This is a genomic window from Streptomyces halobius, from assembly GCF_023277745.1.
In the GTDB taxonomy this organism is placed as follows: domain Bacteria; phylum Actinomycetota; class Actinomycetes; order Streptomycetales; family Streptomycetaceae; genus Streptomyces; species Streptomyces halobius.
This window is the reverse complement of the sequence record NZ_CP086322.1, coordinates 1,524,963-1,546,561: the sequence shown is the minus strand read 5'-3', so window position 1 is coordinate 1,546,561 and position 21,599 is coordinate 1,524,963. Positions and strand designations below refer to the sequence as shown.

The 21,599-nt window shown below is 70.4% G+C and carries 19 protein-coding genes and 3 pseudogenes; 9 read left to right on the top strand and 13 right to left on the bottom strand.

The genetic code is table 11. The features are described 5' to 3' along the window. Positions 1–595 precede the first annotated feature (595 nt). Positions 596–1,684, top strand: a complete 1,089-nt coding sequence (locus K9S39_RS07450) for a tetratricopeptide repeat protein (protein ID WP_248862538.1) — start codon at positions 596–598, stop codon at positions 1,682–1,684. On the opposite strand, the gene K9S39_RS07445 is transcribed toward K9S39_RS07450, so the two are convergent. Continuing rightward, entirely contained in the window at positions 1,578–2,999 is a 1,422-nt protein-coding gene (locus K9S39_RS07445; protein ID WP_248862537.1) for a lipase maturation factor family protein, read from the bottom strand. The genes K9S39_RS07450 and K9S39_RS07445 overlap by 107 nt on opposite strands. 329 nt (positions 3,000–3,328) lie before the next feature. On the opposite strand from K9S39_RS07445, the gene K9S39_RS07440 reads away from it, so the two are divergent. After that, a complete protein-coding gene (locus K9S39_RS07440) occupies positions 3,329–3,499 on the top strand; it encodes a hypothetical protein (protein ID WP_248869228.1) in 171 nt (56 codons plus the stop codon). A gap of 13 nt (positions 3,500–3,512) precedes the next feature. Here K9S39_RS07440 and K9S39_RS07435 read toward each other — a convergent pair whose 3' ends face one another. The 8 genes and pseudogenes from K9S39_RS07435 to K9S39_RS07400 all read right to left on the bottom strand — a co-directional run bounded on the left by K9S39_RS07435 (position 3,513) and on the right by K9S39_RS07400 (position 9,586). Further along, positions 3,513–4,088: a TIGR03086 family metal-binding protein gene (locus K9S39_RS07435; RefSeq protein WP_248862536.1), complete on the bottom strand. Its 576-nt coding sequence runs from the start codon at positions 4,086–4,088 to the stop codon at positions 3,513–3,515. Positions 4,089–4,286: 198 nt separating this feature from the next. Beyond that, positions 4,287–4,433 (bottom strand): annotated as a pseudogene (locus K9S39_RS07430) (PA14 domain-containing protein); the annotation flags it as partial. A gap of 580 nt (positions 4,434–5,013) precedes the next feature. Further along, complete coding sequence (locus tag K9S39_RS07425) at positions 5,014–6,027, bottom strand: zinc-dependent alcohol dehydrogenase family protein (RefSeq protein WP_248862535.1); 1,014 nt, start codon at positions 6,025–6,027, stop codon at positions 5,014–5,016. Positions 6,028–6,209: 182 nt separating this feature from the next. Then, positions 6,210–6,508, bottom strand: a pseudogene (locus K9S39_RS42330) (transketolase); the annotation flags it as partial. Beyond that, complete coding sequence (locus K9S39_RS07415; RefSeq protein ID WP_248868625.1) at positions 6,424–6,627, bottom strand: hypothetical protein; 204 nt, start codon at positions 6,625–6,627, stop codon at positions 6,424–6,426. The gene K9S39_RS07415 and the pseudogene K9S39_RS42330, both read right to left, overlap by 85 nt. A gap of 138 nt (positions 6,628–6,765) precedes the next feature. Then, positions 6,766–7,227, bottom strand: a complete 462-nt coding sequence (locus tag K9S39_RS07410; RefSeq protein ID WP_248862534.1) for an RpiB/LacA/LacB family sugar-phosphate isomerase — start codon at positions 7,225–7,227, stop codon at positions 6,766–6,768. 134 nt (positions 7,228–7,361) lie between these two features. Then, the gene (locus K9S39_RS07405; protein ID WP_248862533.1) at positions 7,362–8,168 is read right to left on the bottom strand and encodes a triose-phosphate isomerase family protein; all 807 of its coding nucleotides are present in this window, start codon (positions 8,166–8,168) and stop codon (positions 7,362–7,364) included. A gap of 446 nt (positions 8,169–8,614) precedes the next feature. After that, complete coding sequence (locus tag K9S39_RS07400; protein WP_248862532.1) at positions 8,615–9,586, bottom strand: aminoglycoside phosphotransferase family protein; 972 nt, start codon at positions 9,584–9,586, stop codon at positions 8,615–8,617. Positions 9,587–9,819: 233 nt separating this feature from the next. Between K9S39_RS07400 and K9S39_RS07395 the strand changes: the two genes are divergently transcribed. The 6 genes and pseudogenes from K9S39_RS07395 to K9S39_RS42850 all read left to right on the top strand — a co-directional run. Next, a complete protein-coding gene (locus K9S39_RS07395; RefSeq protein ID WP_248862531.1) occupies positions 9,820–10,983 on the top strand; it encodes a CapA family protein in 1,164 nt (387 codons plus the stop codon). 107 nt (positions 10,984–11,090) lie between these two features. Beyond that, the gene (locus K9S39_RS07390) at positions 11,091–11,708 is read left to right on the top strand and encodes a TetR/AcrR family transcriptional regulator (RefSeq protein ID WP_248862530.1); all 618 of its coding nucleotides are present in this window, start codon (positions 11,091–11,093) and stop codon (positions 11,706–11,708) included. 260 nt (positions 11,709–11,968) lie between these two features. After that, positions 11,969–13,189 (top strand): cytochrome P450, encoded by a 1,221-nt coding sequence (locus K9S39_RS07385; protein ID WP_248862529.1) that lies wholly within the window; start codon positions 11,969–11,971, stop codon positions 13,187–13,189. Positions 13,190–13,323: 134 nt separating this feature from the next. Continuing rightward, positions 13,324–13,518, top strand: coding sequence for a ferredoxin (locus K9S39_RS07380; RefSeq protein WP_248862528.1), 195 nt, complete (start codon positions 13,324–13,326; stop codon positions 13,516–13,518). After that, positions 13,515–14,906, top strand: a complete 1,392-nt coding sequence (locus tag K9S39_RS07375) for an NAD(P)/FAD-dependent oxidoreductase (protein WP_248862527.1) — start codon at positions 13,515–13,517, stop codon at positions 14,904–14,906. The genes K9S39_RS07380 and K9S39_RS07375 overlap by 4 nt, the downstream gene beginning before the upstream one ends. Positions 14,907–15,289: 383 nt before the next feature. Then, positions 15,290–15,667, top strand: a pseudogene (locus K9S39_RS42850) (hypothetical protein); the annotation flags it as partial. A 106-nt stretch (positions 15,668–15,773) separates the two neighbouring features. On the opposite strand, the gene K9S39_RS07370 reads toward K9S39_RS42850, so the two are convergent. After that, complete coding sequence (locus K9S39_RS07370) at positions 15,774–18,155, bottom strand: GH92 family glycosyl hydrolase (protein ID WP_248862526.1); 2,382 nt, start codon at positions 18,153–18,155, stop codon at positions 15,774–15,776. Positions 18,156–18,587: 432 nt separating this feature from the next. Here K9S39_RS07370 and K9S39_RS07365 point away from each other — a divergent pair, with 432 nt between their 5' ends. Beyond that, entirely contained in the window at positions 18,588–19,055 is a 468-nt protein-coding gene (locus tag K9S39_RS07365) for a hypothetical protein (RefSeq protein WP_248862525.1), read from the top strand. Between the two features lie 90 nt (positions 19,056–19,145). On the opposite strand, the gene K9S39_RS07360 is transcribed toward K9S39_RS07365, so the two are convergent. From K9S39_RS07360 to K9S39_RS07350, 3 genes are all read right to left on the bottom strand, one after another. After that, a complete protein-coding gene (locus tag K9S39_RS07360) occupies positions 19,146–20,624 on the bottom strand; it encodes an amino acid permease (RefSeq protein ID WP_248862524.1) in 1,479 nt (492 codons plus the stop codon). 139 nt (positions 20,625–20,763) lie between these two features. Then, positions 20,764–20,979 (bottom strand): dodecin, encoded by a 216-nt coding sequence (locus K9S39_RS07355; RefSeq protein ID WP_248862523.1) that lies wholly within the window; start codon positions 20,977–20,979, stop codon positions 20,764–20,766. A 107-nt stretch (positions 20,980–21,086) separates the two neighbouring features. Next, positions 21,087–21,548: a universal stress protein gene (locus tag K9S39_RS07350; protein WP_248862522.1), complete on the bottom strand. Its 462-nt coding sequence runs from the start codon at positions 21,546–21,548 to the stop codon at positions 21,087–21,089. Positions 21,549–21,599: the final 51 nt, after the last annotated feature.

Genomic DNA, 21,599 nt, shown 5'->3' with positions numbered 1-21,599 from the left:
GTGGGGCGATCTCGTACGTGTGGGGCGATCTCGTACGTGCCAGCCAGGGTGGCCCGTTCCGCACGCAACAGCAATGTCCGGGCGGCGGGGGCGCGGCGGCGCACGGTGGGGGCGCACCTGCCACCCAATGCTCACACAAAGTAACAGAACAGGGAATCAATCACGCTGCGTAATCGTTGCCGAAAATAAAAGGCACCACGCAAGGCAGCCGAGCGGGCGGCAGGAGAGGAGGCGGCAGGTGAGGCGACGGGCGAGACCGCGGCCAAAGCTCCGCCACACCACGCCTGAGAGCACACCCCCGCCCCCGGCCCCCTCCGACACCCGACAACCCCGCACCGACAGCCCCGGACCGACGCACCAACAGCCCCGGACCGACGGACCCGCACCCCTCGACAGGCTCCCACCGACGAGCAGGACTCCACCGACTCGAAAGCCCCCACCGCCCCGACGGACCCCTACATCCCGTTGATGACCATCACCCCCTCCGTAGCACTCAGGTCGTACGCGACGACCCGTACGTGGACGGATTCGCCGGACCCCGGACGACTCGTAGCTTCTTGATCAAGCACAAAAGAGATCGAGAGGCCACGGATATATGTACGGCAAGGCATTCGCCCCGGAGTACCAGGGCGAGCTGGGCTCGGCGCTGGGTGTGAACTCCTCGTACGAGGAGGTGCTGGCGACGGCGAACCGTGCCCGTTCCCGCGCGGGCACCGCACTGGAACGGGCACGCGCCGCGCTGGCGGTCGCCGAGGCCAACCGGCGGCTGGGCCGGGTGGACGACGCCGGCGCCGCCTGGCGCGAGAGCTACCGCAGCGCCCGCACGGCCGGTGACGCGGCCGCCATGTCCTGGGCGCTCTGGAGCGGCGGCACTCTCGCCCGCCAGTGCGGGACGCTGCCGCTGGCCCGCCGCCTGCTCACGCACGCCGCCACGCTGGCCGCCGGCAGCGGTGACCGCCTCGCCCACGGCTACGCGCTCGCCGGCCTCGCCGAGACCGGGCGCATACAGGGCGACTACGCCGCGGTCGCCGAACTCCACGAGCAGCTGCTCGAACAGGGCCGGGCGCACGGCGAGGTCCGGCACATGGTCTGGGCCATGTCCGGTATTGCCCAGATGCACCGCAATAGCGGGGATTATGGTAAGGCCCTGGAGCTCTTCGAGGAGTCCGCCCGCATAGCCGCCGACGGTGACGACGCCCGTGGCCGCGCCTGGTCGCTGCGCGGGATAGCCGACATCCTCTCCGTACGGGGCGAACCGGACCGGGCGCTGGCCCTGCTGTCCGAGGCGGAGGTCATCTGCCGCACCATGGACCTGGCCAGCGCGCTCGCCTACAACCACAAGATGCGCGGCAATGTGCAGTACCGCGCCGGGCGCTACGCGGAGGCCCGCGAGACCTACGCCCTCGCGCTGCGCGAGTTCACCGAGATGCGGGAACCGCGCGGCGTCGCCCTGTCCCGGCTGGGCCTGGTCAAGTCCCGCGCCCGCCTCGGCAGCGACCCGCAGGAGACGCTCGCCGAACTCGCCGAACTGGAACGGGGCTTCACCCGTATCGGGCTGCGGCACGCCCGGGACATGGTCATTGCCTTTCGCGCAGAGGTGACAGCGCCATCGGCGGCAGAAACTCCCGCACCTCGCTCCGTTGCCACCACGCTCCGGTCTCCCGCAGTTCCCGCCAGGTCGTGAAGCGGTATCGGAAGATCCGGGCCCGCACCCGCGCCGGCGGAACATCGGGGAACGGATTGACCCGCAGCAGCCGCAGCGTGTCACGGTCGTTCTCCAACAGCCGTTCCACGAACGGCAGGAACCACGAGCGCGCATAGGCAGGCGACAGCGCCGCGAACCACATCAGCCAGTCCAGCCGCAGGTGATACGGGGCGAACTGGCGCGGCAGCTGTCGTACGTCACCCGGCTTGCCGTGGAACTCGTAGGCGTGCCAGGTGGTGTCGGGCCCGTTCACCGCGTCCGCCGTACCCTCCAGCACGATCTCCCGCCGGACCCGGGTGATGGTGCCGAACGCGCCGTAGGAGTTGACCAGATGCAGCGACTCGTACGACGTGTTCATCATCTGCTGCCGGGACAGCAGATTGCGCGCCGGCCAGTAGCTGAGCCCGACGACGAGCACGGTGGCCGCGATGACCAGGACCTCGAACCACACCGGGGGCCCGGGAAGCGGTGCGTGGTCCGCCCACAGGGGGGCGGCGGCCGACAGGGCGAGCGCGATGGTCACCCAGTTCAGCCAGGCGAAGTTGCCGGACAGAACCAGCCACAGCTGGGTGACGACCATCGCGGACGCGGCCCAGCCCGCCACCGGCTGCGGAGTGAACAGCAGGGGCGGTAGGGCGAGTTGGGCGACATGGTTGGCCGCCACCTCGACCTTGTGCAGCGGCTTGGGAAGATGGTGGAAGAACCAGCTCAGCGGGCCCGGCATCGGCTGCGTCTCGTGGTGGTAATGCAGACAGGTCAGATCCCGCCAGCAGCTGTCGCCGCGGATCTTGATCAGCCCGGCCCCGAACTCCACCCGGAACAGCACCCAGCGCAGCAGCCACATCACCAGCACCGGGGGAGCGGTCTCGGCGTTGCCGAGGAAGACGGCCAGAAAGCCCGACTCCAGCAGCAGCGACTCCCAGCCGAAGCTGTACCACGTCTGCCCCACGTTCACGATGGAGAGATACAGCACCCACAGAGCCGCCCACATCACCGTCGACGCCCACAGCGGCACGGCATCCGCGGCCCCCGCCGCGACCGCGGCCGCCAGCAGCACCCCGCACCACGACCAGGTGGCGAAGAACCGGTCGGAGTAGTGCCAGTGGAACACCGAGGGCGAGGCGCGGAACGGCACCTGTGCCACGAACGCGGGCACCGGCAGCATCCCGCGCGCACCGATGAGCGCCCGGAACTGCCGGAGCGCCGCGATGAACGCGATCAGATAGAGGACGGCCAGCATCCGCTGGAAGACGAGCCGGCCGAGCCAGTAGTTGGTGTCTGCGAACCATTCCACTCGCCCATGGGTAGCACCGCGGCCCTCCACCCGGATGAATGACGCGCGGCGGCGAAGGCTGATCCACGGCGGAGGGCCGGGCCCCGTACATCACTCCCGTCGCAGGAAGAGGCTGGTTTCCCGCCTTCCGCCGACATGACGTTATCGCCGGAAAAAGTCGAGCGCGCAGTGAACGACGTCGATACCCTGGAGGACGACGGACGACCTTTCTGGGAGACGCCAACACCATTGGCCCCGTCGCGGGAACGCCACAAACCCTGGCTGACCTCCCGGTTTGTGAATGAGGCGCCACCGCGTCGGAGACCAATACCTCGAAGAAGGAGTGCGTGGTGGCAGTGCGCAAAGCTCAGTACAAGCAGCCCCGCTCGAAGCAGGGCGATCGGCAAGGCCGCATCCAGGAAGTCCGCAACTTGGAGGTCTGGGGCCGCTGCGCCCCGGTGCGTCTCGCCGGCTACGATGATGACCCCGCCGAGCCGTACATCATCCGCGGCATCGACTGACGGGACCGTCTGATCAGGGCCGACGGCCCAGCAGGCACAGCAGCCTGGTGAGATCGTCGGCATCCGCCGGGGGCTCCACCGGCGCGGCGAACAGCCCCGACTCACCGAGCTCCGCGGCGTACGGCTCCACCTCGAGCAGCGCCGCCGTCGCCAGATGGCCCGGCAGCCGCTCATCGGCGCCGATCGCCCGCGACAGATCCCAGGCGTGCACCACCGCATCGGTCATCATCTGGGTGCAGTACGCCGCGGCCGGGCTGGGGCCGTAGGACAGATGCACCGTACGATCCAGCGCACCGGGCTCGGCGAACGCCGCCACGGCAGCGACCGCCGCACGGTCCCAGACCGCTGCCGGAACGACGCCGAGCTGGTCCCCGTCGAGGTCCGTGCCCACCTCCGCGACCGTCGCGCCGTCCCGCACCAGGCGGGGCACCCACAGTTGCTCGGCCGTCAGATGGTTCACCAGATCCCGCACCGACCAGTCCGTGCAGGGCGTGGGGGCGTCCCACTGGTCGTCGCGAACGGCATGGACGCGGCTCCCGAAGAGCGCGAGGGCTTCGCCATGAGTGCGCAGGATCTCGACTTTGCTCATGCTCTCCGAGGATAGGAGCGGGCACTGACAACGGCGTCCCGACGCACGGCGGCCCTCCCGCTACCGTGGCGATGCCCGGACCGGCCTCGATGACTCGATCGGCCCAATCCTGCACGGCGATTTTTCACTTCTTTCCACTACGCACTGCCAGTCGGTACAACTGCCGCCGCGGCACGATCTGCTGGGGGCTGGCCACAGGCCGTGCGGCGTGGCACTGTCGATCACCGGCTTGCCGTCGATCCACAGCCGCACAGTGTCGTCGGAGACGGTGGTGAAGGTGTACGTCTCGTCGAGGCGTGGCTGAATGCTGCCGGTCCAACGGGTGCTGAAGTGGTCGGCGAGGATGTCGCACCGCTTGTCGAACGACGAGTGGTCCCGCAGATTCCCCTTTGCGTGAGCCGACATCCTTGGCTGTCCCGCCGTTGCACCTGCGGTGGGCTGTTGCCGCTGCGCGGGGCTGTTCGGCAGCGGTGCCGGACCTCCGGACGCCGTCCTGCGGTCCAGCGCCTCCCGAGGGGGTGGGGAAGAAGACCGGTGGGGTGACACGTAGCCGGTCATGTACACCTCGTGGACGTGACCACAGGCACCCGACAGACGACATGTGCCCCCACCGGCCTCTTTCCCCCACCGTCGGGAGGATGGGGGTACCTCCCATGCCCTTCAGGCTATGGGGGAGGGCCGCAGGACGGAGTCCGGAGGCCCGTCACCGCACCCGAAAACCCACGCCCGCCGCAGGCGCAACGGCGAAACACCCCCACGGCGGGACAGCCAAAACATCGGCTCAGGTCCGCCGCAGGCGCCCCCCACGGCGGGACAGCCGACAACGTGGGGCCCAGGCCCGCCGCAGGCGCCCCCCACGGCCGGACGGCCGAAGAACGGTGGGGCAACCAAGCCGGCCCGAGCACAGCGCAGCGGACGGCCGCTGTCACGACATCCGGCCGTGAGGGACGATCTGCAGCTTACGGCCGGCCCCCTTCTTGAAGGTCTCCAGCGCGGTCGCGTACTCGTCGAGGCCGAAGCGGTGCGTGATCATGGTGTCGGCGTCGATGGCGCCCCTGGCCAGCAGTTCCACGGCACGGCCGTAGCTGTGCAGGATGGCCATGCTGCCGACGATCCGGATCTCGTCGTTGTAGATGCGGAACGGGGAGAAGCGGGCCAGATCCTGGTCGGGGGCGCAGCCGAACTGCTGGAAGGTGCCGCCGCGGATGGGCCGGGTCAGGGCGTCCTCGATGGCCCGGATGTTGCCGGTGCAGTCGGTGACGACTTCCCAGCCGCGCGGATGGCCGGCGGTCAGGGCATCGGCGCTGGTGGCGACGGTGTCGGCGCCGAGCTTCCGGGCCACCGCCAGCCGGTCCTCGTTGATGTCGACGACCGAGACCGAGGCGGCACCGGAGTGCTGGGCGACCTGGAGGTAGAGCAGGCCCATGGTGCCCGCGCCGTAGATCAGGAAGTTGTCGCCGAGCCGCGGGCCGACGAGGTCGAAGCCGTGCACGATGGTCGACAGCGGCTCGATGAGCGGGGCGTGCGCGAGCTGTACGGTCTCCGGCAGCCGGTAGCAGTTGCCGGCCGGCACCTTGACGTATTCGGCGCAGGCGCCGTCGACGGTGATGCCGATGGTGCCCCACTGTTCACAGAGGTTGCCGCGGCCGATGGCACAGAAGTGACAGGAGCCGCAGTAGATCGCGGGGTCGGCGGCCACCGCGTCGCCCTCCGCGAAGCCCGTCACCTCCGTGCCCACGGCGACGATCTCGCCGGAGAACTCATGCCCCGGGATGACGGGGTAGCGGGTCGGCCCGAACTCTCCCGCCAGCATGTGCACATCGGTGCCGCACAGCCCGGCGGCGGTGACCTTGACGACGACCTCGTCGGGGCCGGGCGTCGGGTCCGCGACGGTGGTCACGGACAGCCGGTTCGGTTCCTCGACGACGACTGCGCGCATGGTTGTTACCGCCTTTCGGGAGAGGGGGAGGAGGGAGACGGTGGGGGAGCGGGAGAGGTGGAGGGGGTCCGTGTCGCGCGGGCCGCCTCGGCTATCGCGTCGGCGGTGATGCCGTACTCCTCGAAGAGTTCGGAGGCGGAGGCGCCGTAGTGCTCCGGGGAGACGCAGTGTCCCCGGTCGCCATTGAGACCGGGGATCGCCCGGAGGGCGGCGAGTTGTTCGACGGGCTGGTGGGTGGGCCCGTCCTCGCCGACGCCGATGGAGTCGTGCGTCCAGATGTAGGTCACCGGCAGCCGCATCAGGGCGGCCATCTGGACGACGGGTCGCATGTAGTCGGAGAAGACCAGGAACGTGCCCCGTAGATCCGGGTGTTGCCGTGCAGCACGATGCCGTTCATCACGGCGCCCATGGCGTGTTCACGGATGCCGTAGTGGACGGTGCGGCCGTACGGATCGGCGGCCGGCAGCGGATTGCCGGCCGGCGGCGGTGGGGATCGCCCGGGGCATGGCGCATCGGATGCTGGTGCAGCAGATACCCGACCGGGGCCAGGGCCATCGCGGTACCGGGGTGACCGTGCCCGGCCCGCTGCACGGCATCCATCGCCAGCACCCGGGCGGTGTCGACCGCCCGGCGGTCCGTCTCGCTCCAGACGAAGGCGGGGGAGGCCGGTGCGGGGGACCCGGCGGATGCGGGGACTGTCGTGCTCACCGTGGATCGGCTTCCTTCCGGGCGACGGAGTCAGGCCGCGCGCAGATTGCGCGACTCGACCTGCTTGATCTTTTCGACCTTGGGGGCGGAACCGCCGCCCGCGAAGTCGGACATCAGCCAGTGCTGCAGACAGACCAGCGCGGCCTCCACTCCCATCGTGCGATTGCCGAAGCAGGCGATCTGCGCGTCGTTGGACTTGCGGGCGCGTTCGGCGCTGTAGCTGTCGGGGATCTGGGCGGCACGGATGCCGGGGACCTTGTTGGCGGCGATCGCCATGCCGATGCCGGTGCCACAGATGAGGACGGCACGCTCGTGTTCGCCGCGGGCCACGCTCCGTGCGACCCGCTCGGCGACGTCCGGGTAGTCCTCGGTGGCCGTGGCGCTCATGTCGGTGACCGGGTGGCCGTGCTCGGTGAGGTAGGCGATCATCGCGTCCTTCATGACGATCCCGGCGTCGTCGGCACCGATGGCGATGCGGTGGGTGTGCTGCACGGTGGTCTCCCTCGGGGCTGTGGGGCTTGTGGGGCCGGGGCCGCTGGGCCTGGGGTCCTGGGGTTCCTGGGGCTGGGGGCGGTCGGCGTCGGTCGGGGTGGCGTTGACGTCCGGGGCGTTGCCGGGGCCGGCCGTCAGCCGCCGGCGGACCCGGAGATCTCTTCGCCGGCGGTCCCGGAGATTTCACCGAGGACCTTGCGCAGGCCCTCGGTGTCGTGGGCCAGCCGGCCCAGGAACAGTCCGTCGACGGCGCCGGCCAGCGCGCCGTAGGTGCCGGGGCCCGCGGTGCCGCCGTAGATCAGCCGCCCGCGTACGTCGTGGTCGCGCAGACAGCCGCGGATGGCACCGGCCACCGCCCGGACGTGCCGGGCCGGCGCCGGTGCGCGGGCGCCGATCGCCCAGACCGGCTCGTACGCGATGACGACCTCGCTGTCCGGTACGGCACCGGACAGCGCGGCCCGTACCTGGGTCAGCGTTTCGTCGACGGCCGCGTCGAGATCCTCGGCACGCCGCTCGCCCGCACAGATCACGGGAACGAGGCCGGCGTGGGTGGCCGCCCGGGTCTTGGCGGTGACGGTCTCATCCGTCTCCCCGAAGTACCGGCGGCGCTCGGCATGGCCGACCTCCACATACCGTGCGCCCGCCTCGGCGAGCATCCCGGCGGACACCTCACCGGTCCAGGCGCCGCTCTCCGCCCAGTGCACATCCTGTGCGCCGAAGGCGATTCCGGTGCCGGAGAGCAGCTCGCGGGCGTCCGCCAGCGCCGGGAAGGACGGCAGCACGAAGAGGTCGACGGGACGGGGGAGCGCGGCCAGCGCATCGTCGAGCGCCGCCACCTCCGCGAGCCAGTCCCGGGTCCGCGCCAGCCCGAAGTGGAGCTTCAGCGAGACGCCGATCATCGGACGGTGGTCCGCTGCGGACGTCGAGTTTTCAGGGATCACGTCATTCATGATACTTAAAACAAAATCACATGTGAAGTTCTCAGGCCAAGGCAGGAGAATTGTTAATTCCACGAGATCTGTGTGATTTCTGTGGATGGCGCGAGAGCTGTTCCACCTCCGTCACCGGCCGGATCCGGGAGGGACGTCGGACGTATGACCTTGGCGGGGATGGCCTCGACGTATGGCCTCGGAGGCAATCGACCCGTCGGAGGGTGGCTGGAAACGTGGCGGCCGTCCGAAAGGGCCGTCGCGCCCGTCCCGCCCGGCGGAGATCCTGCCGCTGCGCACCCGGCACATCGAGGGCGATGTGCCGGGTGCGCAGCGTCGCCGCCGACTACGACGCGTCGGCGACAGCCGCGGCCCGGCGCGCCGAGGCCGCCGTATGACCCTCGCCGTGACGGCGAAGCGACCGGCCGGCCGCTCTCGGCGCCCGGCTCACCCCCGGCTCACAGCCCGGCCAGCTCCGCCAGCACCCGGGCCTCCGCCAACAGCTCCGCCCCGTCCTCGACTTCGTCGTGGTCCGCGCACCACAGCGCGCACTCCACCCCGCGCGCCACCGCCCAGGCCATCAGGCGTGCCGGATCCTCGCCCAGCACGTCGGCGACCAGCGCGTACCGCTCGCGGAGCACCGGCCGCGGATCCGGGTGCCCGAAGGGATCGTCGATCTGCGCCAGCAACGGCCATGGGTCGTACGCCGGGTCGCCGACCATTGGTTTGGGGTCGATGGCCAGCCACGGACGGCGCTTCGACGCCAGCACATTGCCGGGGTTGAAGTCACCGTGCACCACGACCTCGCGGGCGGCCGTCGTCGGCAGCGTACGCAGCAGCTCGGCGCCGCGCGTGACCAGACCGGGGTCGTAACCGGGCCGCAGCCGGATCATCCGCTCCTGGAGCAGGTCGGCCCATTCGGCGCAGACCGTGCCGACGTGCTCCAGCTGTTCGTCGGGCGGTGTGGGCGCGGCCCAAAGGTCACGCAGCAGTCCGGCGGCGACGGTGAGCCGCTCGGCGGGCGGCAAGGGGGAGTCGTCGAGCGTCGTGCCCGGGTCGCAGCGTTCGATCAGCAGCGCGCTGTGCTCACGGTCCCACCGGTGGAGCCGTACCGCCCCGTTGCCGTTCCAGGCCCGCAGCGCCGGTGCCTCGCCGTCGGCCTCGCGGTGCGGCCAGGTCACCTTGAGTACCGCCCACCCGCTGCGCGCCGAAAGCGTCGATCCGTCACCCGGCCCCGTAGCCGGCGCCACCCAAGAGCAGCTGCCGCCGTGGAACGGGGCGCCGAGCCGCAGTTCCCACCGCTCCTCGATCTCCCGGACGATCCCCGGAAGCCGGTCGAGCCAGGCCCGCCCGGAGGGGGTCCGGCGCATCGTCTCGACTACGGGCAGCGCGTCGGGGAAGCGGTCGTCGTCGGGCAGGGTGGGCGTCATCCCGGCAGCCTAGACGAGGAGGCCCGGGCTCGGGGCGCTGTGCGGGCCGCTCCGATTCCGCGACACTGTGGCTCGGCGGCCGGTGACGGCTCGGTGGCACGGTGAAGGCTGCGCGGCACGGTGATTCCTCGACGCCGTGCACTTCCACAGCCGTGGGTCCGTACGGGGGAGAGCGCGGACACACCCGCCTACTCGGGCGTTTTCCTGCATAAGTCTGTTGATATGTGTCGGGGATGAGCGCGTACAAGCACAAACGGTATGCGGCGGTGGTCCTGCTCGCCGCGCTGGCCGTGAGCTGCGGCGGCGCGGAGAGCACCCCGCCCCCGCACTCGGAATCCAAGCCGCGCGGCCACGGCGGCGCCCCCGTGGTCGAGCCCTCCCCCCAGCGGCCGTTCACCCTGGTCGCCTCCGGAGAGATCATCCCGTCCGTCCCGGACGTCCTCGGCACGGCGCGGCGGGACGCGAAGGGTATGGGCTACGACTTCCGGCCGATGCTGGCCGGGGTGAAGCCGGTCATCCACGACGCCGACATGGCGGTGTGTCATCTCGGCGCACCGCTCGGACAGTTGTCCGGCCCCTTCGCCGGCTATCCCGTCTTCCAGGCCCCGCCGCAGCTCGCGTCCGCTCTGAAGGCGACCGGTTACGACTCCTGCTCCACCGCCAGCAACCATGTGCTGGACCGTGGCCTCCCGGGTGTGCACCGCACCCTGCGGGCGCTGGAGACGGTCGGGCTGCGGCATGTCGGCTCGGCCCGCAGCGCCACCGAGGCCGCCCGCTCGGCGCGGGTACTGGCCCGCAGCGGAGCGAAGGTGGCCCACCTCTCGTACACCTACGGCACCAATGGTGCCCAGCGCCCGGCGTCCGCGCCCTGGACGGTGAATCTGCTCGACAAGAAGAAGATCATCGCCGATGCGCGGGCGGCCCGCCGGGCCGGTGCCGATGTGGTGGTCGTCAGCGCGCACTGGGGCACCGAGTACCGGACCGCCCCCAACGCGCAGCAGATCAGACTCGCCGAGGCCCTCACCGCCTCGCAGACCGAAGGCCGCCCGGACATCGACCTGCTCCTCGGCACCCACGCGCACACCCCGCAGCCGTACGAGAAGGTCAACGGCACCTGGGTCGCCTACGGGCTCGGCGCCCATATCTCCGGCCGTATGAAGAAACCGGCGGGCAACTGGGGCACCATCGCCCGTTTCCACTTCGAACCGCCTGCCCGGCACGGCGGGCGCTGGCAGGTCACCAAGGCCGAGTACATTCCGCAGCTCGCCCTGCAGGGACCGCCGGTGCGGATGCTCAATCTCGCCCGGACACGCGGCCACGCGGACATCCGCGACGCGATCAGCAAGGCGGTCCTCAGCCGGGGCGCCGCGGCCGACGGCCTGAAGATGGGGAGGTGAGAGGACGGGCGGCAGACCGACCGCTCCGATGCTCGCGTACGCCCCGCGTCCCGGTGTGAAACCCTGGTGGGCAGTACATCGGCCAGGCCAGGGAAGGACCGGAGGCAGTGAGCGAGAGGGCGGCCGCCCGGCCCCGCAATCCGCGTGGGCAGGGCGAGCGTCTGCGGGAGGAACTCCTGCGGGCCACCGAGCGCCTCCTGGAGGAGGTCGGCAGCGAGGACGCGCTGTCGCTGCGCGCGGTGGCGCGGGCCGCCGGCGTCGCCGCCCCGAGCATCTACCGCCACTTCGCCGACAAGACCGAGCTGGTGTGGGCCACCCTGGAGATCAGCTACGAGCGGCTGGGGCAGGCGATGGCCGCCGCTGCCGAGCAGGCCGACGACGACCCGGTGGCACGGCTGCGCGCCCAGCTGCGCGCCTACTGCCGCTACGCCGTCGCGCACCCCGCCACGTACCGCCTGCTCCACGAGACCCGGCAGACCCCGGTCGGCCCCGAGCGGTTGGCCGGACACCCGGCCGGAATGCTGGTGCGCGGCTGGAACGACGCGCTGACGGCCTGCGAAGAGGCCGGCTGGACGGTACGCGGTTCGCGCGCCGAGGCGCCGTATGTGCTGTGGTCGTCGGTGCACGGGCGCGTCATGCTCTGGCAGGTCATGCCGAGCCCGAAGGACGCCCGCCGGCTGGACCGGTTCGTGGACGAAATCCTGCGGCTGTTGCTGGAGCGCTGAGCCGCACACCCTGAGGAAGGCCTCAAGTCCTGACGCCGCCTCAGCCCCTGGGCTGGAGCGCTGGGCCTACGCCCTGCGAGCCGCACCCCTGAGCGAGTCTGACGCCCTGACAAGAGCCCGCGCTCCCCGAAGAACTGCCAGCAGCCACCCCCGCTGCACATGCCCATGCATTACGCATGTAAGTTTACGACTGTTAGGCGAACGTTCGACTCATGGCGCACGCCCTTGCCGACGTGCGCGCACGAAGCGAGATGAGCGAGATGACTGTTTCCGCCGCCCCGGCGCCCCTTCCCGTGCAGCCCCCGAACGGCTGCCCCTTCGAACCCCCCACCGCATTCGCGGCCCTGCGCACCACCGAGCCGATCTCCAAGGTCTCCCTTCCGGATGGCAGTTGGGCCTGGCTGGCCACCCGCTACGGCGACATCCGGGCGATCCTCGGCGACCCGCGCTTCAGCTCCGACACCACCGTCCACGGTTACCCGCTCAGCGGTATGACCGGCGGTGCCCCGAACGCGAACCGCGGCTTCATCCGCCGGGACCCGCCCGAGCACACCCGGCTGCGCCGGATGGTCACCCGGGAGTTCATGGTCAAGCGGGTCGAGGCGCTGCGTCCCGGGATCCAGCGCCTCACCGACGAACTCTGCGACGCGATGGAGCGTGCCGAGGGGCACGAGCAGGGCGGGGTCGACCTCGTCGAGGCGCTGGCACTGCCCGTCCCTTCGCTGGTCATCAGCCTGCTGCTCGGCGTCCCGTACGACGACCACGACGTCTTCCAGCGGCTCACCGGCACGCTCCTCTCCCGTACCATCCCCGACGACGAACGCGAGGCCGCCCGCGTCGAACTCCGGGACTACCTCGACCGGTTGGTCACCGCGAAGGAAGCCGCTCCCGGCGATGACATCCTCGGGCGGCTGATCGTCGAACAGCAGCGGACCGGCGAGATCACCCACGACGACGTGACCGCCTTCGCCGCCCTGCTGCTGATCGCCGGTCACGAGACCACCGCCAATATGATCGGCCTGAGCGCACTGACCCTGATGCGCGACCCGGAGACCGCAGAGCGGCTGCGCCAGGAGCCCGGTCTGATCCGCGGCGCCGTCGAGGAACTGCTGCGCTACCACAGCATCATCCGCAACGGACCGCGCCGGGTCGCCACCGCCGACGTCGAGATCGACGGGCACCTCATCCGGGCGGGTGAGGGCGTCGTGGTGGCCGTGGCGTCCGCCAACCGCGACGAGCGCGTGTTCGCCGAACCCGACCGCCTCGACGTCCGCCGCCCCAACGCCCAGCACCATGTCGCCTTCGGCTACGGCGTCCACCAGTGCCTCGGCCAGGCGCTGGCCCGTGTCGAACTCCAGGTCGTCATCGCGACGTTGCTGCGGCGCTTCCCCACGATGCGGCCGACGGTGCCGGTCGAGGAGATTCCGTTCCGTACCGATATGACGATCTACGGATGTCACGCCCTGCCCGTCACCTGGTGACACACCTGGGCCACCTGATGACAGTCCCAAGCCACCTGGTGGCACCCCGGCCACCAGGTGACGCACCCAGGCCACCGGATGGCACACCCGAGCCACCGTTGAGGCCACCCTCCACCAACCCACGGAGTTCCGTCATGAAGATCACCCTTGACACCGACAAGTGCTGCGCCGCCGGCCAGTGCGTACTGATCGCCCCCGAGGTCTTCGACCAGCGCGACGAGGACGGCATCGTCGTGCTCCTCGACGACGCCCCGCCCGCCGAACAGCACGACGCGGTCCGCGAGGCCGCCGCCATCTGCCCGGCCGCCGCCATCGAGATCCAGGCATGAGCGAGCACGGCATGGGGGCGCCCCCGGCCGAAGCCCCCCGGCCCATAGCCGTCGTCGGAGCCTCGGCGGCCGGGCTCGCCGCCGCCGAGACGCTGCGCCGTTCCGGCTGGGACGGCCCGCTCGTCCTCATCGGCGACGAACCCCATCTCCCGTACGACCGGCCGCCGTTGTCCAAGCAGCTGCTGCTCGGCGCATGGGAGCCGGACCGCCTGCTGCTGCGCACCACCGACCAGCTCGATCCGCTCGGGCTCGACCTGCGGCTCGGCACCCGGGCGACCGGCCTCGACGCGGCCACCCGCACCCTCACCCTCGTCGACGGCGTGGGGATCCCCCCGCTTGAGCAAGGTCGAGAGCGGGGGAGTCTCGCCTGCGCCGGCGTGATCATCGCGACCGGCGTCACCGCCCGCACCCTCCCCGGCGCCGAACACCTCGCCGGCGTGCACACCCTGCGCACCCTGGACGACGCGCTGGCCCTGCGTGCCCGGCTGGCCGACGGCGGGCGGCGCCTGGTGATCGTGGGCAACGGCGTACTGGGATGTGAAGCGGCTGCGGTGGCACGGGGGTTGGGGCATGAGGTGACCCTTGTGGGACGTGCCACGGTACCGATGGCCGGTACCGTCGGCGCCGAGATCGGCGGGTTGCTCGCCGAGGAACACCGGGCCCGTAGCGTGCGGTTGCGGACCGGCGTGGTGGACGGTTTCGAGACGGTGAACGGCTTCGAGACGGGAAACGGCTTCGAGACGGGAAACGGTTTCAAGACGGCGAACGGCTTCGAGACGGCGGGCGACAGGGTCACCGGCGTCCGGCTGGCCGACGGGACCCGGCTGCCCGCCGACCTCGTGCTGCTCGCCATCGGCTCCGAACCCGCCGTCCGCTGGTTGACCGACCCGTCCCTGGACACCGTCGACGGGCTGCGCTGCGACGCGTACTGCGCCGCCGCCCCCGGCATCTACGCCGCGGGCGACGTGGCCCGCTGGGACCATCCGGTCCACGGCCGGCCGCTCCGGTTCGAGCACCGGATGAACGCCACCGAGCAGGGGATGGCCGCCGCCCGCAATCTGCTCGCCGAGCTCGCCGGCGAGGGCATCGACATCCCCGCGCCGGACCGCCGGCCCTTCGCGCCCGTGCCGTACTTCTGGTCCGACCAGTACGACATCAAGATGCAGGCGTACGGGCTGACCGCGGGCGCCGACCGGACGGAGACCACCGTCCTGGACCGCGACGCGCGCCGGGCCGTCGCCCTCTACGGCCGGGACGGCACCGCCACCGGCGTCCTGGCCATCGGTCTGCCGCCCCGCCAGGTCCGTGCGCTGCGTGCGGTGATCGCCACGCCCGTCCCCTGGGAGGAGGCACGCGACCGGATCCGGACGGCCACGGGCTCCGGCTGAGGGGGCCGGATCGGGGAGACATGACCGGCTCGTACGTACGGGTACGCGGCGCCCGTGAGCACAGCCTCCGCGGTATCGATGCGGACATCCCGAGGAACGCGCTGGTCACGTTCACCGGGGATGTCCGGATCGGGCAAGTCCTCGCTCGCAGGGGCCACGCGAGGGATGGCCGGCCGCGTGAGCCATGCTGCCCACTGGTGCCCGGCGGCCGGACGCCCATTGCCGACCGGTCGCACGGCATGTGGTGCACGGGAACGGGCACGGCGGCACACACCTTCGCCTCCTGCGGGATGGACACCACTCCGGAGCGCACATCCAGTCGCCCGGCGAACCCCGTCCACCCCCCTCGGATCCGCCGGCGTTGAGCCCGCCGGTGGCGTCCGGTGCGAACAACTCCGGCGGGTTCACATCGCGCCTCCGACGTGCCCACGCCTGTGGTTCCGGATCTCCCGGGCGGCAGCACAGGCAGCCGCCCTGTCACTTCGCGCCTGTGCTTCCCGGCGCCGGAGGTCCAGCGCGCTGCACACTTTGCAGCCGGTGACCGGATCGCCCTCCAAGAGCAAGCCGTCCGGCGGCAGCTCGATGGGAGGTCCTGGGCAGGTCCTCCGCCACGGTTCCCAGTGCACTGGTGTGCCGAGCGACGTCAGGACCCAACTCCCGTGAGGAGAACGGGTAATGGCCAATCAGAAAACGTTCCGAAGATCACGGATCACTTCCGGGAGCGGATCCTGTCGGGCGACCTGGAGCCAGGCGCGAAGCTGCCGACGAACCGTGAGCTCTCGGGTCAGTGGCAGGTGGCTGCCGCCACTGTGTCGATCGGCCCACCGGGGATGGGCCGCCGCCGCGCTGATCTCCGCGCCGGTGATCTCAGCTCCGGCCGTCGGGCTGCTGCTCTCCGGCTGACGAACCCACCGGCGGTGGCGCGGCTCCGTCGCCGGTGCCCCAGCCGGACGGCTTCGGGCCCACGGAGAAGGCCAGTTCGCGGCCCGAGCGGAGATCGTCGGTGGTCAGATACGTCCGGTCCCAATGGGTACCGTCCAGGCTGACGGACTGGAGGTAGTGGTCGACGTCCGACGTACCGGGTGCGGTGAGGGTGAAGCGCCCGGAGGGGTAGAAGTGCTGATCAAGCGTCAGGTCCACGCGGTCGAAGACCGGTGTGCTCAGCCCCCAGCTGTCGGTCCCCGGCTGCACGGGGAACACCCCGATCGAGGAGAGCACCATCCAGGCCGACATGGTGCCCAGATCGTCGTTCCCGGTCATACCCGAGGGGGTGTCGGTGAAGAGGGTCAGTGCCGCATGCACCACGTCCGTCGTCTTCCAGGGCCGGCCGGTGGAGAGGTAGGTGTACGGGGCGATCAGATCGGGCTCGTTCTGCGGGTTGTACTTGTCCGCGTTGTAGTAGTCGTACGGGCCGTTGACCCACACCTCACGCGCCGTCTTCTCCGGATCCTTCCGCAACTGCTCGTAGGCGAAGAAGGAGTCGAGCCGCTCATCAGCCCTGTCCTTGCCGCCGATCAGCTTCAGCATCCCCGGCAGATCCTGTGGCACCAGCCACTGGTACTGCCAGGACGTGCCCTCGTGGAAACCCTCGCTCTCGGCCGGATCGGCGGGTCCGGTGAAGGCGCCCTTCTCGTCGCGGGCCCGGGAGAACCCCGTCGAACGGTCGAAGATGGTGCGGTAGTTCTGCGCACGGGCCGCATACCGGTCGGCGTCCGCCGTATGTCCCAGATCGCGGGCCATCTGCGCCAGCATGGCATCCGACAGGGCGTATTCGAGGGTCGCCGAAGCCCCGTGGTCGAAGTCGGAGTCCCCGGGTTTCGCATGCTCACGGCCCTTGATGTACGGGACGAAACCGTGCTTCATATATTGGAGGTTGGCCTCCCGCCCGACAGCGGGTGAATCGGGCGGCGGCACCCCGTCGGCGTTCTTCTTCAGCGCCGCGTACGCCTCCTCCTCATGCCCCCTCAACAATCCTTGCTGATAGGCATTGGTGAGGAACGGCGTGACCGGATCGCCGGTCATGATGTTCGTCTCGACCGTGCCGTAGCCCCACTTGGGCAGCCAGCCGCCCTCCTTGTCGATCCGCAGCACCGACAGCGCCATATCGCGGGACTCGCGCGGCGCGAGCAGGGCCAGCAGCTGCGCCTGCGTGCGGTAGGTGTCCCACAGTGACCAGTTCTGGTAGTAGGTGAAGCCCTCGGCCCGGTGGATCTTCTGGTCCCAGCCCGTGTAGCGCCCGTCCACATCACTGCCGATATTCGGCGCGAGGAACGACCGGTAGAGCGAGGAGTAGAAGGTCCGGCGCAGCGTCTTGTCGCCGCCCTGTGTCCGCACCAGGTTCAGCCGCCGCTCCCAGGCGGCGTTCGCGGCGGCCTTCGTACGCTCGAAGGAACGGCCGCCCTCGGCACGCAGATTGCGGGCCGCGCCGGCCGCGTCCACGTAACTGAGGGCGGTGGTCGCCTCGACCGTACGGTCCTCGCGGGTGTCGAAACGGGCATAGGCACCGTGCCGTCCGGTGGCCGTGGAGTCCTTGGACCCGGGCGTCACCGTGTCGCCGTCCCAGGTCCCGTACGACGTGAACGGCCGGTCGAAGCGGGTGATCGTGTAGACCGTGTACGGCCTGGTGTCCTGACAGAAGCCCCGGCCGGTGATGGCGGTACGGATGGTGCGCGAATCCAGCACCTCGACCCGTGTGGAGACCGTTTTGTGCAGTGACTGGCCGGTGTTGAGCAGCACATTGGCCTTGTCGGTGGCCGGGAAGGTGTAGCGCTGCTTGCCGGTACGGGCGGTCGCGGTGAGCTCGGCGGTGATTCCGCCGTACGACGCCAGGCCCACCCGGTAGTAGCCGGGGCGGGCCGACTCGACGTCATGGCTGTAGCGGGCCGCGTACTTCGCATAGTCGGTCTCGGTGATGTCGCCGGTGGTGGGCAGCACCGGCAGATCACCGCCGAGTCCGCAGCCGACACCGGAGATGTGCACCGAGCTGAAGCCTCGGATGCGGTCGTCGTCGTAGCCGTAGCCGGTGGTGTGGCCGGTGTCGGGGGAGAGCTGCACCATGCCGAACGGGACCGCGGCACCCGGGTAGGTGTTGCCCTCGTTCCGGCTGCCGATGAACGGGTTGACCAGGTCGGTGAGCGGACCGCCGGGCGAGTCCGCCCGCGCGGCGGGGGCGGTGAGCGCTCCGCCGATGAGCGCGGCGGCCAGCATCACGCCCGCGGTGCGCGACCGGGTGCGTCTGAGCCATGGCATGGGCGGGCCTCCGGTGTGCGTGAGCCGACGGCGGGTGACAACGGCCGACAGCGGGAGACGACAGTCCATCACAGCCGACGACAGCCGATCACAGCAGACAACGTTGTCAGAACGCGCTCATTCTTGGTGTAGGTCAGGTGCGCGTCAAGGGGCGGCGCGCCGATCGCGCCGCGAGTCCCTGACGGAGGGAGTGGGGCGCCAAAAATCATGCGGCGTCCGACTTGCTCTCTTCAGGGCCGCGTGTCTCAATGGTCAGCGATTCAGGTCGCTGACCGGCCGTCAGGTCACCACAGGTCCCACCGGACCGCTACCTGATCCATGGTCGGCACGGGGTCCGAGCCGCGGCCCCCGCGTGGTCGCCCGCCCCCTCGATCGTGCTCGGCAAGCCGGTGCCCACGGGCCTGCAACCCCCCTCACGAAGGCGGTACCCCCATGAGACACGGCACGCTCGGAACCGGCACGGTACTCGGCATCGGCATAGCCTTGGCGGGCACCCTCGGCATGGCGCCGGCCGCCGCAGCGGTGACACCGGACACCGCGACCCTCTCCTTCGACTGCGGCAGCTACGGCTCGGGTACGGCGACGCTCACCGCGGCCCAGGACGGGACGGCCGCGACCATCGACGTGTCCACCTCGGCCATCACCTCGCCCATCGACATCGCCGCGAACTCGGTCACCTCCACGCTCACGCTCACCAAGAACGGCTCCGGGACGACGGAGTTCAGCGGCAGCGCCAACCCGGCGATCCCGGCCGGCAGCGCAGTCTCCACCGGGCCGCTCAGCGGCACCGTCGCCGCGGGCGACAGCCTGGAGGCCACCTCGCTCCAGGTCGTGGTGCTCGGTACCACGGTGACGTGCGAGGCCACCTCCGCACAGTCCCCGGGCCCGTTCGTGTTCTGACGCGCTGTCGGGAAGCAGGAGAGCCGAGGTCCTGATTCAGAGGGCGGCGCCTGAGAGCGCGCGTGAGCGAACGGCGCCGCCCCGCAGCCACTACCGTCCCTCGGCGTCCCCCGCGTCCGCGTCCCCCGCGTCCGCGTCCCCCGCGTCCGCGTTCTCACGCTCCGCCTTGGCCATTTCGGAGCGCCGGTAGGAGTACGCGAAGTAGACGACCAGGCCGACGGCGAACCACAGCGCGAAGCGCACCCAGGTCTGCCACTGCAGGAACGTGATCAGCCAGATCGAGAAGCACACACCGATTGCCGGCACCACCGGCATCCCCGGTGTACGGAACGACCGCGGCAGTTCGGGCCGCTTGTAGCGGAGCACGATCACCGCGATGCAGACGACCACGAACGCCAGCAGAATGCCGATGTTGGTCAGTTCGGCGGCCTCGGCGATCGGCAGGAACCCCGCGATCACGGCCGAGGCGGCGCCGACGATCCAGGTCACCCGGGTCGGCACATGCCGCTTGGGGCTGGTCTTGGCGAACCACTTCGGCAGCAGCCCGTCCCGGCTCATCGAGAACCACACCCGGGTCACACCGAGCATGAAGGTGAACATGACGGTCAGGATGCCGATGATCGCGCCGACCGCGATGACATCCGCGAGGCCGCTCAGGCCCACCGACTTGAACGCCGACGAGAAGCCGCTCTCCGGGTCGATGTCCGTGTAGTTCTGCATACCCGTCAGGACCAGGCAGGCCAGCACGTACAGCACCATCGAGATCGCCAGCGAGTACACGATCGCCTTCGGCATATGGCGCTGGGCGTCCTTGGACTCCTCGGCCGCGGTGCTCATCGCGTCATAGCCGAAGACCGCGAAGAACACGGTCGCCGCGCCGGTGAACGCACCGGTCACCCCGAACGGGAAGAACGGCTCGTAGTTCCCGGACTTGATGTGGAAGAAGCCGACCCCGATCACCAGCAGGACCACCAGGACCTTCAGGACCACCACGACCGTCTCGAAACGCGCGGCGTTCTTGATGCCCAGGGTCAGCAGATACGCGATCAACAGGCAGAGCAACGCCGCGAAGAGGTCCACCCGGTGGCCGTCACCGGTTCCCGGCGCGCCCAGCATCCAGGCGGGCAGTTCGGCGCCCAGCTCGCCGAGCAGAAAGTTGAAGTACCCGGAGATGCCGATCGCGACCACCGCCACGATCGCGGTGTACTCCAGCAGCAGATCCCAGCCGATGAACCAGCCGGCCAGTTCGCCGAGGACCGCGTAGCCATAGGTGTAGGCCGACCCCGCCTTCGGGATCAGCCCGGCGAATTCGGCGTAAGAAAAGGCCGCCGCGGCGCTCGCCACGCCTGCGATGAGGAAGGAGAGCAGGACCGCGGGGCCCGCCTTCCCGTTCGCGACGGTGCCCGCGAGGGTGAAGATGCCCGCGCCGATGATGCCGCCGACGCCGATGGCGGTCAGTTGCCACAGCCCGAGCACCCGGGTGAGCTGCTGGCTCGCCGCGCCTTCCGGCTCCTCGATGTGTTCGATCGGCTTCCGGCGTAATACGCCCTGTCCCGCGCGCAGCCGCATGGGTGATCCCTTCGTACGTTTCGTACGCTCCGTCGTTCGTCCGACGGCGGATCATCATGACCCTTTGGCGGCTGCTTCCGGAAGGCGACTCCCTAGAAAATATGAACGAGTTCCGGGATATGCCAGGGCCGGAAACGCCTCACCCGACATCCTCCAGCCGGAATCCGACCTTCAGGCCGACTTGATAGTGATCGATTTCGCCGTCGACGAGATGCCCGCGGATCTGGGTGACCTCGAACCAGTCCAGGTAGCGCAGCGTATCCGACGCGCGCTCGATGCCATTGCGGATCGCGGCGTCCATGCTCTGCTGGGACGTGCCCACGATCTCGGTCACGCGGTAGGTGCGGTCGGTCACGGTGTCTCCCCTCGCCAGGGCGGCGCTCCGCCCGTCCACCTTCCACCGTGCCTCAGGGCGGCGGGCCCCACCAGCGGAGCGGCGGGCGGGCATCCCGGGGGACACACCTACGGGACGACGGTGACCGGCCAGCGTCCGGCCTTGACCAGGCGGACCGCGACCGACCCCATGATGCGGTGCCCGGCCGACTCCGAGGCGCCGACCACCACCGCGTCGGCCTTCAGCTCATCGGCCATCTGCACCAGCCCGTTGTACGGGTCCCCGCGCAGGGTGTGGAACTCCCAGCGCACTTCGTAGATCCCCTGCAGCCGCTCCGTCGCCTGCCGGAACTCGGCGATCAGCTCATCGGCGACCTCCTGTGTCGTGTCCACGACGGGGGCGCCCATCGTCGCTCCGGCCGGCAGCACCGGCTGGACGTAGACCAGGACGAGCTTCGACGCCTGGCGCCTGGCCAGCCCGGCCGCGTACGCGGCGGCGCGCCACGACGAGTCGGAGCCGTCGACGCCGACGACGATGACCTTCGGGCCGTCCGTTCCGCGCTCGAACTGCGCGGCTGCGTTCTCCTCCATACCTGGGAGGTTAGTCCTGGCCGGGTACGCGCGGGCCCGCGCACCCGTCGG